This is a genomic window from Pseudomonas sp. 7SR1 (genome assembly GCF_900156465.1).
Classification (GTDB): domain Bacteria; phylum Pseudomonadota; class Gammaproteobacteria; order Pseudomonadales; family Pseudomonadaceae; genus Aquipseudomonas.
Genome location: NZ_LT707064.1, coordinates 3,622,510 through 3,636,164, shown reverse-complemented (window position 1 = coordinate 3,636,164; position 13,655 = coordinate 3,622,510). Strand labels below are relative to the sequence as shown.

At 61.4% G+C, this 13,655-nt stretch carries 14 protein-coding genes; 5 read left to right on the top strand and 9 right to left on the bottom strand.

Translation table 11 applies throughout. The annotated features are described in order from the left end of the window. Positions 1 to 39: 39 nt before the first annotated feature. Entirely contained in the window at positions 40 to 996 is a 957-nt protein-coding gene (locus BW992_RS16525) for a sugar ABC transporter substrate-binding protein (RefSeq protein WP_072458205.1), read from the bottom strand. A 277-nt stretch (positions 997 to 1,273) separates the two neighbouring features. Between BW992_RS16525 and BW992_RS16520 the strand changes: the two genes are divergently transcribed. Both BW992_RS16520 and BW992_RS16515 read left to right on the top strand, forming a co-directional pair. Continuing rightward, a complete protein-coding gene (locus BW992_RS16520) occupies positions 1,274 to 1,522 on the top strand; it encodes a DUF1654 domain-containing protein (protein ID WP_076406630.1) in 249 nt (82 codons plus the stop codon). A gap of 5 nt (positions 1,523 to 1,527) precedes the next feature. After that, complete coding sequence (locus BW992_RS16515; RefSeq protein ID WP_072392513.1) at positions 1,528 to 2,217, top strand: endonuclease; 690 nt, start codon at positions 1,528 to 1,530, stop codon at positions 2,215 to 2,217. A gap of 56 nt (positions 2,218 to 2,273) precedes the next feature. Here BW992_RS16515 and BW992_RS16510 read toward each other — a convergent pair whose 3' ends face one another. Next, positions 2,274 to 2,639, bottom strand: a complete 366-nt coding sequence (locus tag BW992_RS16510) for an SPOR domain-containing protein (protein ID WP_072458202.1) — start codon at positions 2,637 to 2,639, stop codon at positions 2,274 to 2,276. A gap of 247 nt (positions 2,640 to 2,886) precedes the next feature. Between BW992_RS16510 and csrA the strand changes: the two genes are divergently transcribed. Further along, positions 2,887 to 3,081, top strand: a complete 195-nt coding sequence (csrA, locus tag BW992_RS16505) for a carbon storage regulator CsrA (RefSeq protein WP_003179932.1) — start codon at positions 2,887 to 2,889, stop codon at positions 3,079 to 3,081. 196 nt (positions 3,082 to 3,277) lie between these two features. Here the strand turns inward: csrA and BW992_RS16500 are convergent, their stop codons facing one another. The 3 genes from BW992_RS16500 to BW992_RS16490 form a co-directional block, all read right to left on the bottom strand. Beyond that, positions 3,278 to 3,733: a DUF2214 family protein gene (locus tag BW992_RS16500; protein WP_076406628.1), complete on the bottom strand. Its 456-nt coding sequence runs from the start codon at positions 3,731 to 3,733 to the stop codon at positions 3,278 to 3,280. A gap of 197 nt (positions 3,734 to 3,930) precedes the next feature. Further along, positions 3,931 to 5,313, bottom strand: coding sequence for a cysteine--tRNA ligase (gene cysS, locus BW992_RS16495; protein ID WP_076406626.1), 1,383 nt, complete (start codon positions 5,311 to 5,313; stop codon positions 3,931 to 3,933). Positions 5,314 to 5,334: 21 nt separating this feature from the next. Continuing rightward, entirely contained in the window at positions 5,335 to 7,032 is a 1,698-nt protein-coding gene (locus tag BW992_RS16490) for a glutamine--tRNA ligase/YqeY domain fusion protein (RefSeq protein ID WP_072392500.1), read from the bottom strand. A gap of 251 nt (positions 7,033 to 7,283) precedes the next feature. Between BW992_RS16490 and BW992_RS16485 the strand changes: the two genes are divergently transcribed. Together BW992_RS16485 and lpxH are read left to right on the top strand one after the other, a co-directional pair. Beyond that, positions 7,284 to 7,787, top strand: coding sequence for a peptidylprolyl isomerase (locus BW992_RS16485; protein WP_072392497.1), 504 nt, complete (start codon positions 7,284 to 7,286; stop codon positions 7,785 to 7,787). Next, the gene (gene lpxH / locus BW992_RS16480) at positions 7,784 to 8,551 is read left to right on the top strand and encodes a UDP-2,3-diacylglucosamine diphosphatase (protein ID WP_072392494.1); all 768 of its coding nucleotides are present in this window, start codon (positions 7,784 to 7,786) and stop codon (positions 8,549 to 8,551) included. The genes BW992_RS16485 and lpxH overlap by 4 nt, the downstream gene beginning before the upstream one ends. Positions 8,552 to 8,670: 119 nt before the next feature. Here lpxH and BW992_RS16475 read toward each other — a convergent pair whose 3' ends face one another. The 4 genes from BW992_RS16475 to BW992_RS16460 all read right to left on the bottom strand — a co-directional run bounded on the left by BW992_RS16475 (position 8,671) and on the right by BW992_RS16460 (position 13,576). Further along, a complete protein-coding gene (locus tag BW992_RS16475; RefSeq protein WP_072430659.1) occupies positions 8,671 to 10,200 on the bottom strand; it encodes a DHA2 family efflux MFS transporter permease subunit in 1,530 nt (509 codons plus the stop codon). A gap of 224 nt (positions 10,201 to 10,424) precedes the next feature. Beyond that, on the bottom strand, positions 10,425 to 11,621 hold the full coding sequence (locus tag BW992_RS16470) for an efflux RND transporter periplasmic adaptor subunit (RefSeq protein WP_072392488.1): 1,197 nt from the start codon (positions 11,619 to 11,621) through the stop codon (positions 10,425 to 10,427). A 15-nt stretch (positions 11,622 to 11,636) separates the two neighbouring features. Beyond that, the gene (locus BW992_RS16465; protein ID WP_072392485.1) at positions 11,637 to 13,106 is read right to left on the bottom strand and encodes an efflux transporter outer membrane subunit; all 1,470 of its coding nucleotides are present in this window, start codon (positions 13,104 to 13,106) and stop codon (positions 11,637 to 11,639) included. After that, complete coding sequence (locus tag BW992_RS16460; protein ID WP_072392482.1) at positions 13,103 to 13,576, bottom strand: MarR family winged helix-turn-helix transcriptional regulator; 474 nt, start codon at positions 13,574 to 13,576, stop codon at positions 13,103 to 13,105. The genes BW992_RS16465 and BW992_RS16460 overlap by 4 nt, the downstream gene beginning before the upstream one ends. Positions 13,577 to 13,655 lie beyond the last annotated feature (79 nt).

The following is a 13,655-nucleotide window of genomic DNA, read 5'->3' as shown; positions in this document are numbered from 1 at the left end:
CCGCCCGGATGAGCGAGCGCCGTTATGTCGCCAGGACAGCTACTTGGTAACCAGCTCGACTGGAGTTTCGATAACGCCGTTGGCGCCGCTTTCGACTTTTTCTTTCTTGAGGATTTTCAGCGCGGTCTCGATACCGAATACCGCTTGCCGGGCTGCGAATTGATCAGCCGTGGCCAGGACACGACCGTCCTTGAGCATGGGCTTGATGGCATTGATGTTGTCGTAGCCGACCACCTGCACCTTGCCCGCCTTGCCCGCTGCACGCACCGCCGACACTGCGCCGACCGCCATGCTGTCGTTACCGGCCAGCAGCGCCTTGATGTTCGGGTATTCGCTGAGCATCGACGCCGCGACCTGGTTGCCCTTGTTGATTTCCCAGTCACCGGACTGCAGGGACACGACCTTGATCTGCGCCGCCTCCATTGCATCCTTGAAGCCTGCGGTACGTGCCTGGGCATTGGTGGTGGTGGACACGCCCTCGATGATCCCCACCTCGTCGCCGGCCTTGAGTTGCTTGGCCAGGTACTCGCCCACCAGGCGCGCGCCCTTGCGGTTGTCGGGACCTACGAACGGCACGGTGATGTTCTTGCTCTTGACCACGTCCGGGTCGAGCTGGTTGTCGATGTTGACCACCGTGATGCCGGCGTCGACGGCTTTCTTGATTACCGGCACCATCGCCTTGGAGTCGGCGGGCGCGATGATGAGGGCATCGACCTTGGACACGATCATCTGCTCGACGATACGAATCTGGTTGGCGGTGTCGGTTTCATCCTTGATCCCGTTGGAGATCAGGTCGAAATCGGCGGAGTGTTCCTTCTGATAGGCCTTGGCGCCGTCTTCCATGGTCAGGAAGAATTCATTGGCCAGGGATTTCATGACCAGGGCAACCTTGGGTTTTTCAGTGGTCTGGGCGAATGCCGAGGAGAAAGGCAGCGTGGCGGATGCGGTCGCGAGCATGGCGACGGCGAGAAGGCGTCCAGCGAATGGCAGCTTCATGGGTTCACTCCGATCTTATGATTATTGTGGGCAAAAGCATCGTGCGGATGCCGCGCAAACGTTTGCGTGAAGTGAACTATGGTAACGCTTCGGTCATTTGTCAACGCTCGAGGTCATCGAGTATCTCGCCTGGTTGCCTGACTGGCAAAAAAAGATCCCACTTCCTACATCAAAACCAAAAAAGCGCTGTCAGACGATTTTCTTGAATTTTAAGCAGTTGCGTAAATGCCTACGGTTAAATACTGTATGCACGTACAGCCTAAATAAGGATAATCCTGTGGCCACGCCCTCCACTGCAGCGACCCCCTTGGACGCCTATACACGAATCGGCCTGCGGGTCTCGAAAATCATCAACTCTCCCATCGCCCAGAAAGCCAAGGCCGCGCTGATCTTCCGGCTTCCCGACGAGCCAGTGGAGGAATGGGAACGCCTGCTGGAAGAGATCGATGAGAACGACAACGTCACCCTCGCCTATCGCGATGACGGTGGCGTACAGGTTTTCTGGGTAGTGCCGAAGGAAGATTGAACCTGATGATCGTTCGCTGTTTTGCGTTATTGCTCGTATTCATCGCCACGGGCGCCCAGGCCGCGGCGCCCCGGACTTTCAACGAAGCCAAGAAAATCGCCTGGAAACTCTACGCACCTCAATCCACCGAGTTCTATTGCGGTTGCAAGTACACCGGCAATCGCGTGAACCTGGCGGCTTGCGGCTACGTACCGCGCAAGAACGCCAGCCGTGCCGCCCGCATCGAGTGGGAACATATCGTCCCGGCGTGGCAAATCGGTCATCAGCGTCAGTGCTGGCAGCAAGGCGGCCGCAAGAATTGCACGCGCTACGACCCGGTCTACCAGCGGGCCGAAGCCGACCTTCACAATCTGGTGCCAAGCATCGGGGAAGTGAATGGTGATCGCAGCAATTTCAGCTTCGGCTGGTTGCCGGTGCAGAAAGGCCAGTATGGTTCCTGCCTGACCCAGGTGGACTTCAAGGCCAAGAAGGTCATGCCTCGTCCGTCCATTCGCGGCATGATCGCCCGGACCTATTTCTACATGAGCAAACAGTACGGCTTGCGTCTTTCGAAACAGGACCGACGCCTGTACGAAGCCTGGGACAAGACCTACCCGGTGGAAAGCTGGGAGCGCCAACGAAACCAGAGCGTGGCGTGTGTCATGGGTCGCGGGAACGAGTTTGTCGGCCCGGTGGATCTGAAAGCCTGCGGCTGATGAGAATGAAAAGGCCCCGGACGTCCAGCGTCCGGGGCCTTTTGGTATGCGTCCGGTTATCGGGTGACCGGAAAATCCACCACCAATGTCTCGATGTTGCGCTTTTTCGCCCGAACCAGGGCGGCGTTGATTTTCTCCTGCCCGGCTTCGGCTTCGGGCCGGGAGTTGAACGGTCCTACCAGGACCCGGTCCTTGCCGTCCTCCTTGACCACGGTCGACATGAAGCTGTGTTCGATGAGCCATCCGGTCAGGTCACTGACCGCTTGAGGTGTTTCGCCCCGAACCTCGACACCCCACTGCGGCGCGGCAGCGGCTGCCGGAGTGGAAGCCACGGATGGCTTCGGTTTCGGTGCTTCCACCTCACGTCCCTCGCCACATCCTGCCAGCATCAATACCGCGATTACCCAAGCCAATGTGCGCACAACATTTCCTCTGGAAGACATGAGGAGGCGATTTTAGCACCCGCGCCCACCAAGAACCCCGCAAACAATGCTCAAAACACGAGAATCCTGCACGACGTCTCTGTATAGTCGCACCCTGGGAATTAATGCTACGTCTGCGCGTCACAAAGAGGCACCCACATTGTGACGCTTAGCACTAATCTATAAGCAGTACCGACATCTGCACTGTCTGAATCAGGTGCCCTATAAAGCAATCAAGGAGAACACCATGCTGATACTCACCCGCAAAGTCGGTGAAAGCATAAACATTGGTGACGACATCACGATCACCATTCTGGGCGTTAGCGGCCAGCAGGTCCGGATCGGCATCAATGCCCCGAAAAACGTTGCGGTGCATCGCGAAGAGATTTATCAGCGCATTCAGGCCGGCCTTACCGCCCCCGACAAGCCGCAAACTCCCTGAGCCCTGCAGCAGTCCGCAGCCAGCCCGTTTGCATCGCCGCAATGGCTGGCTAAAGATTCAGGCGCACCCACGCCATCCCTGCTCCATCCGGCTTCTGATTTTCCGCCACACCCTCGAAACCGATATTAGTGCCATGACCCTGGCGTGGCTGTCGGACATTTCGTTTTAATGGCGACGAAGCGGGTATCAGTGCCGGTCAGCTCAAGCTCACGCCACGGGCCATGCCTGTGGCAGCGACCACCATCAGCATCATCAGCAACGCTTCGGCATGACTGATCCGGGCCAGTCGGCCTGCCCTGGATGCATCGATGCCCCCCCCCTTGCCCAGGGCCATCCGCCATTTGATCAATGTGATCATGGGAACGAGTTCAAGCAGCAGGATCAGCAGAAGCAGGGTCATCTTCAGATGGAAAAGAGGCTGGTGCAGGTAATAGTCCGAGCCTTTTTCGAATCCGCCGAAAGCACGCATCCCACCGGTCACCAGCAGGACCAGTGCCGACACTCCCCACACGCTATCGGCCACCAGCACATTGCGTACCGCATCCACGCCACCGGCCAGGCGCCGCAGGGCCGTACCGCGCGTGAGCACTGCCCAGAGCCCGAGGGCGAAGGCCAGAAGATGAATTGCCGCCAGAGACCAATGAGCCCACATGGAAAAATCCTGTCAGGGAACGTCGAATCGACCTGACAGTACTAGCTCATAAGAAAATGATTGCCAGGCCGGACACAAAAAAAGTGGGGGCGAGCTTGCTCGCGATGGCGGTGTATCAATCGACAACAATGTTGCCTGACATTCCGCTATCGCGAGCAAGCTCGCTCCCACAGGGGTACGGCGAGCTTTAGAAGATCTTAGTCCGCCAGGCGCCAGGTCGTGCCGCCCTTGCCGTCCTCCAGCACCACGCCCATGGCGGTGAGCTGGTCACGGATACGGTCTGATTCGGCCCAGTCCTTGTTGGCCCGCGCCGTCAGCCGCGCCTGGATCAGCGCTTCGACCTCGGCGGCGTCCACGCGACCTTCGGCACCGGCCTGGAGGAAGTCGTCAGCCTCGAGCTGCAACACCCCCAGTACGCTGGCCAGCTCCTTCAGGCGCGCGGCCAAACCTGCCGCGGCGTTGATGTCGCTCTCACGCAGGCGGTTGATCTCACGCACCATCTCGAACAGCACCGCGCAGGCTTCCGGCGTGCCGAAGTCATCGTTCATGACCTCGGTGAATCGCGCCACGAACGCTTCGCCACCGGCGGCCGGCACGGCGGGCAAGCCCTTCAACGCATGGTAGAACCGCTCCAGGGCGCCCTTGGCGTCCTTGAGGTTGTCTTCCGAATAGTTGATGGCGCTGCGGTAGTGGCTCGACACCAGCAGATAACGCACCACCTCGGGATGGTATTTGTCGAGCACGTCGCGGATGGTGAAGAAGTTGTTCAAGGACTTGGACATCTTCTCGCCGTTGATCCGGATCATGCCGCAATGCATCCACGCATTGGCGTAGGTCTTGCCGGTGGCCGCTTCGCTCTGGGCGATTTCGTTCTCGTGGTGCGGGAACTCCAGGTCGCTGCCGCCGCCATGGATGTCGAAGGTCTCGCCCAGGCAGCAGGTGGACATCACCGAGCACTCGATGTGCCAGCCTGGACGCCCCTTGCCCCACGGCGAATCCCAGCTCGGCTCGCCCGGCTTGGCGGCTTTCCACAGCACGAAGTCCAACGGGTCCTGCTTCGACTCGCCCACTTCGATACGCGCGCCGATGCGCAGGTCTTCGATCTTCTTGCGCGACAGCTTGCCATAGCCCATGAACTTGCCGACGCGGTAGTACACGTCGCCATTGCCCGGTGCGTAGGCGTAGCCCTTGTCGATCAGCGTCTGGATCATCGCGTGCATGCCGGGAATATGGTCGGTGGCCCGCGGCTCCATGTCCGGCTTGAGGATGTTGAGACGTGCCTCGTCCTCGTGCATCGCCGCGATCATGCGTTCGGTCAGCGCCTCGAACGACTCGCCGCTCTCGTTGGCGCGGTTGATGATCTTGTCGTCGATGTCGGTGATGTTGCGCACGTAAGTCAGGTCATAGCCGCTGAAACGCAACCAGCGGGTCACCAGGTCGAAGGCAACCATGCTGCGACCGTGGCCCAGGTGGCAGTAGTCGTACACGGTCATGCCGCAGACATACATGCGGACCTTGTTGCCATCCAGCGGCTTGAAGACTTCTTTGCTCTTGGTGAGCGTGTTGTAGATCGTAAGCACAGGGTTTCCCTTAAGACTTGATCACTGACCCCAGGAATCGCGCAAGGTCACGGTACGGTTGAACACCGGGGCACCGGGTTTCGAGTCCTTGATATCCGCGCAGAAGTAACCTTCGCGCTCGAACTGAAAGCGGTCCTCCGGCTGTGCGTTGCCCAGCGAAGGTTCGGCACGACAACCAGTGAGTACATGCAGGGAGTCAGGGTTGATGTTGTCCAGGAAGCTGGCGCTGTCTTCGGCCTTCTCCGGGTTCGGCGAACGGAACAGGCGATCGTACAGGCGCACTTCGCACTCGACGCTGGCGGCCGCCGGCACCCAGTGGATCACGCCCTTGACCTTGCGCCCTTCAGGGTTCTTGCCGAGGGTGTCGGGGTCGTAGGAGCAACGCAACTCGATGATGTTGCCGTCGGCATCCTTGATGGCTTCGTCGGCGCGGATCACATAACTGCCGCGCAGCCGTACTTCACCGGCCGGCTCCAGGCGCTTGTAGCCCTTGGGCGGCTCTTCCATGAAGTCTTCACGGTCGATGTAGATTTCCCGGGCGAACGGCAGGACGCGCACGCCCATGTCTTCCTTCGGATGGCAAGGCAGCTCGAGGTTCTCGACCTGGCCTTCCGGGTAGTTGGTGATCACGACTTTCAGCGGGCGCAGCACGCACATGGCACGCGGGGCGCTCTGGTCCAGGTCCTCGCGGATGCTGAATTCCAGCATGCCGAAGTCCACCACGCCGTCGGAACGGTTGGTGCCGACCATCTCGCAGAAGTTGCGGATCGATTTCGGCGTATAGCCACGCCGACGAAAGCCCGACAGCGTCGACATGCGCGGGTCGTCCCAGCCGTTGACGTGTTGCTCGTCCACCAACTGCTTGAGCTTGCGCTTGCTGGTGATGGTGTAGTTCAGGTTCAGGCGGCTGAACTCGTACTGGCGCGGCTTGGCCGGCACGGGCAGGTGCTCGAGGAACCACTCGTACAACGGACGGTGGCTTTCGAACTCCAGGGTGCAGATCGAATGGGTGATGCCTTCGATGGCGTCCGACTGACCGTGGGTGAAGTCATAGTTGGGGTAGATGCACCATTTGTCGCCGGTCTGGTGGTGATGGGCGTGACGGATGCGGTACATGATCGGGTCACGCAGGTTCATGTTCGGCGAGGCCATGTCGATCTTGGCCCGCAGCACCCGCGCACCATCCGGGAACTCACCGGCGCGCATGCGGGCGAACAGGTCCAGGTTCTCCTCGACGCTGCGCTCGCGGAACGGGCTGTTGCGGCCGGGCTCGGTCAGGCTGCCGCGATATTCCCGGGCCTGCTCCGGGGTCAGGTCGCACACATAGGCCTTGCCGGCCTTGATCAGTTCCACCGCCCAGTCGTGCAATTGGTCGAAATATTGCGAGGCATAGCGCACCTCACCGGACCATTCGAAACCCAGCCACTTGACGTCGCTTTCGATCGCGTCGATGTATTCCTGGTCTTCCTTGGCCGGGTTGGTGTCGTCGAAACGCAGGTGCGTGACGCCACCGAACTCCTGGGCCAGGCCGAAGTTCACGCAGATCGACTTGGCGTGGCCGATGTGCAGGTAGCCGTTGGGCTCAGGCGGAAAACGGGTGACGATCTGCGTGTGCTTACCCGAATCCAGGTCCGCCTGGATGATCGGGCGCAGGAAATTGACCGGAACGGCCGGGCCGGTCTTGGAATTCGAGGTAGGGTCGACAGTGGGCTTGCTCATAGGATCCTTGAACAGACAAGTGCGCGGCCGGGTGCGGCCTGATAAATCAAAACCCGTATCATAGCCGATGCTGTCAAGCCGCTGACAGCGCCAGGCCCGGCAAACGATTGAATTTATTCGGCTGCCAGACGAAAAACAGCCTCGAAATTCGTGCCTGGCACGCTAAACTGCCCAGCCTGGCCGATTGAAGCCAGATCGGTTGCCGGCGTTCGCGCCCAAGAACCCACGAATTCCATGAAAGAGTAGTCATCATGAGCAAAGTCAAACTGACCACCAACCACGGCGACATCGTTCTGCAACTGAACGCCGAAAAAGCCCCCGTGACCGTCGCCAACTTCCTCGAGTATGTGAAGGCCGGTCACTACACCAACACCATTTTCCACCGCGTCATCGGCAACTTCATGATCCAGGGCGGCGGTTTCGAACCGGGCATGAAAGAAAAGAAAGACAAGCGCCCAAGCATCCAGAACGAAGCCGACAACGGTCTGCCGAACAAGAAGTACAGCGTCGCCATGGCCCGTACCATGGAGCCGCATTCGGCCTCCGCGCAGTTCTTCATCAACGTGGCCGACAACAGCTTCCTGAACCACAGCGCCAAGACCGTCCAGGGCTGGGGCTACGCCGTGTTCGGTGAAGTGATCGAGGGCACCGATGTGGTCGACAGCATCAAAGGCGTCTCCACCACGTCCAAGGCCGGCCACCAGGACGTCCCGGCAGACGACGTGATCATCGAGAAAGCCGAGATCATTGAGTGATACTGCTGATTTCAGATCTGCATCTGGAAGAGGAGCGCCCGGACATTACCCGGGCGTTTCTGGATTTACTCGCCACACGCGCCCGTTCGGCGCAAGCGCTTTACATTCTGGGGGACTTCTTCGAAGCCTGGATCGGCGACGATGCCATGACACCCTTCCAGCGCTCCATCTGCCAGGCCCTGCGCACCTTGAGCGACAGCGGCACGGCCATTTTCCTGATGCACGGCAATCGCGACTTCATGCTGGGACAGGCCTTCTGCAAAGCGGCCGGCTGCACCCTGATCAAGGACCCGACTGTCGTGCAGCTCAACGGCGAGCCGGTGCTGCTGATGCACGGCGACAGTCTCTGCACCCGCGACGAAGGCTATATGAAGTTGCGACGCTGGCTGCGCAATCCGCTCACGCTGTTCATCCTGCGCCACCTGCCCCTGGGCAGCCGCCGGAAACTGGCGCGCAAGCTGCGCAGCGAAAGCCGCACGCAGACCCGGATGAAAGCCAACGACATCATCGACGTCACGCCCGAGGAAGTCCCGCGGGTCATGCAGCAATACGGCGTGAAAACCCTGGTCCACGGCCATACCCACCGCCCCGCCATCCACAAGCTGCAACTGGGCGAACAGGCCGCCCGGCGCATCGTGCTAGGGGACTGGGACAAGCAAGGCTGGGCATTGCAGGTGGATGAACAGGGTTTCGCGCTGGCCTCGTTTGGGTTCGCCCCACCGCCGCTGCTATCCGCACCCGAGACACCTCCCAGCCAAACCTGAATTCCCCTGTGGGGGCGGGCTTGCTCGCGATAGCGGTGTTTTCAGTCAGCATAAAAGTTGACTGTCATGCCGCCATCGCGAGCAAGCTCGCTCCCACACTGGATTATTGAATCGTTGGATCAATGCCCCGCCGACGCCGGCCCCGCCTTCGCCGCGAACGGCGGCCTGGCCAGCCATACCAGCATGATCAACCCCATGAATGCCCAGCCCAGCAGCGTGAAGTAATCCACGGTGGAGAGCATGTACGCCTGGCTGTTGAGAATCTGGTCGAGCTGGGCATAGGCCGGTGTGCTGGCGCCGCCGAGCTGGTTGAGTGCCTCGCGGGTGGCGGGGTCGAACGTGCTGATACTTTCGCTCAGGTAGGCATGGTGCTGGTCGGCCCGACGGATCCAGATCCAGGTGGTCAGGGACGCGGCGAAGCTGCCGCCCAGGGTCCGCAGGAATGTCGCCAGGCCCGCGCCGTCGGCGATCTGCTGGGGCGGCAGGTCGGACATCAGGATGCTCAGCGTCGGCATGAAGAACAGCGCCACGCCGATGCCCATGAACAACTGCACCAGGGCGATGTGCTGGAAATCCACCTCATTGGTGAACCCGGCGCGCATGAAGCAGCTCAGGCCGATGGCCAGGAACGCCAGCCCGGCCAACAGGCGCAGGTCGAACTTGTGAGCGTATTTGCCGACGAAGGGCGACATCAGCACCGGCAGGATACCAATGGGCGCCACGGCCAGCCCGGCCCAGGTGGCGGTATAGCCCATCTGCGTCTGCAGCCATTGCGGCAGGATCAGGTTGATGCCGAAGAAACCGGCATAACCGCCCACCAGCACGATGGTGCCGATGCGAAAGTTGCGATAGGCGAACAACCGCAGATTGACCACCGGATGCCGGTCAGTCATTTCCCAGATCACGAACACCGCCAGGGCGATCACCGAGACCAGGGCGCCGATGATGATGAAATTCGATTCGAACCAGTCCAGGTCGTTGCCCTTGTCGAGAATCACCTGGAGCGCGCCGACACCGATGACCAACGTGATCAACCCGACGTAATCCATCGGTTGGCGACTGGTGACCACCGGTCGCGCCTTGAGCTGCTGGCGCACCACCATCACCGCGAAAATCCCGATGGGCACGTTGATGAAGAAGATCCACGGCCAGCTGTAGCTGTCGGTGATCCAGCCCCCCAGGATCGGCCCGGCAATCGGCGCCACCACGGTGACCATCGCCAGCAATGCCAGGGCCATCCCCCGCCTGGCGGGCGGATACACCGCGATCAGCAAGGTCTGGGTCATCGGGTACAACGGCCCTGCCACCAGCCCTTGAAGCACACGGAAGCCGATCAGCTCCGGCATCGAAGTGGAAACGCCACACAAGAATGAAGCGAGCACGAACAGCATCGTCGCCCACAAGAACAGCTTGACCTCGCCAAACCGACGACTGAGCCAGCCGGTCAACGGCAAGGCGATGGCATTGCTCACGGCGAACGAAGTGATGACCCAGGTGCCCTGCTCGGAGCTTACCCCCAGGTTGCCGGATATCGTCGGCAGGGCGACGTTGGCGATGGTGGTATCGAGCACCTGCATGAACGTCGCCAGCGACAGCCCGATGGTGCTGAGCAACAGGCTGGGCGGCGTGAAGGACGCGTTATTGCTCATTACGAAATCCTATGAAGCGAAGGTGGCGAAATCGCGGGCAAAGTGGGCCGGACTCAGCCCTGTTTGGACCCAGGAACATGGTCAACCTCTGTGGCGAGGGGATTTATCCCCGCTGGGCTGCGAAGCCGCCCCTGAACCTGCGGCTCGGAGTGTCAGGGTCAACGCTTCAATCAGATGGGACTGCTTCGCAGCCCATAGGGGATAAATCCCTCGCCACAGATTCGTCAGCGTTGCACCGTCTTGCTGGCAGCCGCACTGTTGTCATGGATCAGGCGGGTGATCATCGCGTCGGCGTCAGCCAGTTGCCGTTCGTAGACCTGGGTGCTGAACGTGGCCTTCTGCGGGGGCTGCTGGGCCAGCACAGGGCCGCTCTGGTCCCTCAGGTTGACGTTGACTTCGGTGGACAGGCCGACCCGCAACGGATGCCTGGCCAGTTCCTCGGCGTTGACATGGATCCGCACCGGCACCCGCTGGACGATCTTGATCCAGTTGCCGGTGGCGTTCTGTGCCGGCAGCAGGGCGAACGCGCTGCCGGTTCCCGCACCGAGGCTGTCGACCGTGCCGCTGTACTTCACATCGCTGCCATAGAGGTCGGTTTCGATCTCCACCGGCTGGCCGATGCGCATGTCACGCAACTGGGTTTCCTTGAAGTTGGCGTCGATCCACAACTGGTCCAGGGGAATCACCGCCATCAGTGCGGTGCCCGGCTGCACCCGCTGCCCCAGTTGCACGGTGCGCTTGGCGACGTAACCTGTGACCGGCGCGATCAGGGTGCTGCGGGCATTGGCCAGGTAAGCCTGGCGCAGTTGCGCAGCGGCGGACTGCACGTCGGGATGGGACGACACCACCGTATCGTCCACCAGGGCGCTGGTGGTCTTGAGTTGTTGCCGGGCATTGGCGAGGGCGTTCTGGGCCGAGGTCAGGTCGTCCCGGGCATGGGACAGCTCTTCCTGGGAGATCGCGCCGCCCGCCGCCAGGTTCTTGCGGCGGTTGTAGTTTTCCTGGGCCTTCTGCACTTCGGCTTCCTGCGCATTGACCTGCGCTCGCATGCCGTCGACGTTGCTGTACAGCCCCCGCACCTGGCGCACTGTACGCGCCAGGTTGGCCTGGGCACTTTGCAGCCCCACTTCGGCGTCGTTCGGGTCGAATTGCACCAGCACCTGGCCCTCGCGAACCAGGTCGCCATCATCGGCGCCAATGCTCACTACGGTGCCGCTGACCTGCGGTGTGATTTCCACCACGTTGCCGTTCACATAAGCATCGTCGGTGCTTTCGTTCCAGCGCCCGTACAATTCGTGCCAGGCCCAGACACCCAGGCCGCCCAGGATCACCACCAGCGCCAGGGCCAGCAACATCACCTTGCGCTTGCGAGGATTGTTGTCCTGGACATTTTCGGATTGGGTCGTTTCGGCAGTCGCCATGACATATACCTCGAATCAGTTATTCGGCGTGGTGGAGACCGGCGTGGCCGAGGCCAGTGTGTCGGTCTCGAAACCACCGCCCAGGGCCTGCATCAGTTGGATCGACAAATCGATCTGCTCGGCATTGAGGGTCGCCAGTTGGCGCTGGGCCTGGAGCAGTTGCTGCTCGACGCTCAGCACGTCCAGGTAATTCCCGATACCGGAGCCGTAACGCTGGACCACGGTGTCGTAGGAGCTCTGCGCGATATCGGTCGCATGCTGTTGGGCACCGATCTGCCGTGCGATGTCGCGCAGTTGGTTGATGGTGTCGCTGACATCCCCAAGGGCCCTGACCAGGCTCTGGTTGTATTGCGCCACCGCCAGGTCGTAATCGGCGTCGCGGGCATCCAGGTCCGCCCGCAGCCGCCCGCCGTCGAAAATCGGCAGCGATACGGTGGGCGCAACGTTGAAGAAGCGGCTGGGCGAGCCGAACATCGCATCACCCAACAGCGACTGCACTCCCGCCGCCGCGCTCAGGTTGAGGTTGGGATAGAAGTTGGTCTTGCCGGCCTCGATGTTCTTGCCCGCCGCCTCGACCCGCCAGCGCGCCGCCACCAGGTCCGGACGACGGCCCAGCAGCTCAGCCGGCAGGTTCGATGGCAAGGCGACCGCGCTGGCTTTCAGCACGTTGGGCCGAGCGATTTCATTGCCACGGTCCGGGCCCTTGCCCAACAGCACCGCCAGGGCGATCCGGGCACTTTGCAGGCGTTTTTCCGCGTCGATGCGAGAGGCATCGGCACTGGCTTCCAGGCTTTCGGTCTGCTGGAACTGGTACTCGCTGTCAATCCCGGCGCTGAGGCGGCGCTTGCTCAGGTCAAGCATCTGTCGGGTGCGCTTGAGGTCTTCGTCAGCCAGGTCATAAATGATGTGGGCCTGACCCAGGTCGCTATAGGCCCGGGCCACGTCGGCGGCCAGGGTCAACTGTGCGGCCTGGCGGTCGATCTCGGCCGCGCGGGCCTGGCCCAGAGCAGCTTCCCAGGCGGCACGCTGGCCGCCCCAGAGGTCGAAGTTGTAATTGAAGTCGACGCTCAGCGAACGCAGCGTGCTGTACGCCCCGCCCTGCCCCGCCGGGTCCTGGTCCCGGGCCAGCCGAGAACGGCTGACGCTGCCACTGGCATCGAGGGTGGGCATGCGCGCCGCATTGGCGGCATACGCCGCGGCGCTGGCCTGATGGACGCGGGCACTGGCGACCTGCATGTCCGGACTGTCGCGCAAGGCTTCACGGATCAGGCCATCGAGCTGCGGATCGCCGAGGCTGCTCCACCAGTCGCGCTTGGGCCATGAGGCCGGCGACAGCGTGACGCCATTCAAGGATTGCCCTGCCTTCAGGCTCTGGGCTTCAAGGCTGACGCCTTGGGTTTCAAGGCCGCTGTAACTGGCGCAACCGGCCAGGCTCATGGCCAGCAGCACCAGGCTCAAACGGGTACGCAAGGTTCTACGCTTCATTTGTCCCCCAATCGCAGCACCGTGATGGGATCACCGGCGGCGAGCAGAATTTTCTTGAGGATCTGTTCGAGGGTTTGCAGCTCCTCGCGGCTGATGGCACCGGCCAGCTGGTTCATGGCGTCGGCGCCGATGTACGGCAAGCGATCGGCGAGGGCCTGGCCCGCGTCGGTCAGGACCAGCTGCACCTGGCGGCGGTCCTGCGCCGAACGATGGCGAACCAGGAACCCCTTCTGTTCCAGGCGATCGAGCATGCGTGTCATCGAGCCGCTGTCCAGGGACAGGTATCGGCACAGCTCGGCCGGCGTGTCGATGCCATGCTGGGCCATGATGATCAGCACCTTGAACTGTGCGGCGGTGATGCCGACGGGTTCCATGTGGGTGTCGATGATCCGATCCTTGAGCAGCGCGGCACGTCCGAGCAGCATGCCGAGGTGGCAATTGTGGAATTCATCTGGAGTGAAATGCTTCATCTGGGCACCGTTTGCTGCCTAGGCAGTGAATGTATGTCGAGATATTACTGCTTAGGCAGCAAATGTCAAACAAATAGAT

What these genes read in the sequence shown, in the direction of transcription:
- BW992_RS16525 (WP_072458205.1), bottom strand. Translation starts at nt 996, where the DNA reads ATGAAGCTGCCATTCGCTGGACGCCTTCTCGCCGTCGCCATGCTCGCG.
- BW992_RS16515 (WP_072392513.1), top strand. Translation starts at nt 1,528, where the DNA reads ATGATCGTTCGCTGTTTTGCGTTATTGCTCGTATTCATCGCCACGGGC.
- csrA (WP_003179932.1), top strand. Translation starts at nt 2,887, where the DNA reads ATGCTGATACTCACCCGCAAAGTCGGTGAAAGCATAAACATTGGTGAC.
- BW992_RS16500 (WP_076406628.1), bottom strand. Translation starts at nt 3,733, where the DNA reads ATGTGGGCTCATTGGTCTCTGGCGGCAATTCATCTTCTGGCCTTCGCC.
- BW992_RS16490 (WP_072392500.1), bottom strand. Translation starts at nt 7,032, where the DNA reads ATGAGCAAGCCCACTGTCGACCCTACCTCGAATTCCAAGACCGGCCCG.
- BW992_RS16485 (WP_072392497.1), top strand. Translation starts at nt 7,284, where the DNA reads ATGAGCAAAGTCAAACTGACCACCAACCACGGCGACATCGTTCTGCAA.
- BW992_RS16475 (WP_072430659.1), bottom strand. Translation starts at nt 10,200, where the DNA reads ATGAGCAATAACGCGTCCTTCACGCCGCCCAGCCTGTTGCTCAGCACC.
- BW992_RS16470 (WP_072392488.1), bottom strand. Translation starts at nt 11,621, where the DNA reads ATGGCGACTGCCGAAACGACCCAATCCGAAAATGTCCAGGACAACAAT.
- BW992_RS16465 (WP_072392485.1), bottom strand. Translation starts at nt 13,106, where the DNA reads ATGAAGCGTAGAACCTTGCGTACCCGTTTGAGCCTGGTGCTGCTGGCC.
- BW992_RS16460 (WP_072392482.1), bottom strand. Translation starts at nt 13,576, where the DNA reads ATGAAGCATTTCACTCCAGATGAATTCCACAATTGCCACCTCGGCATG.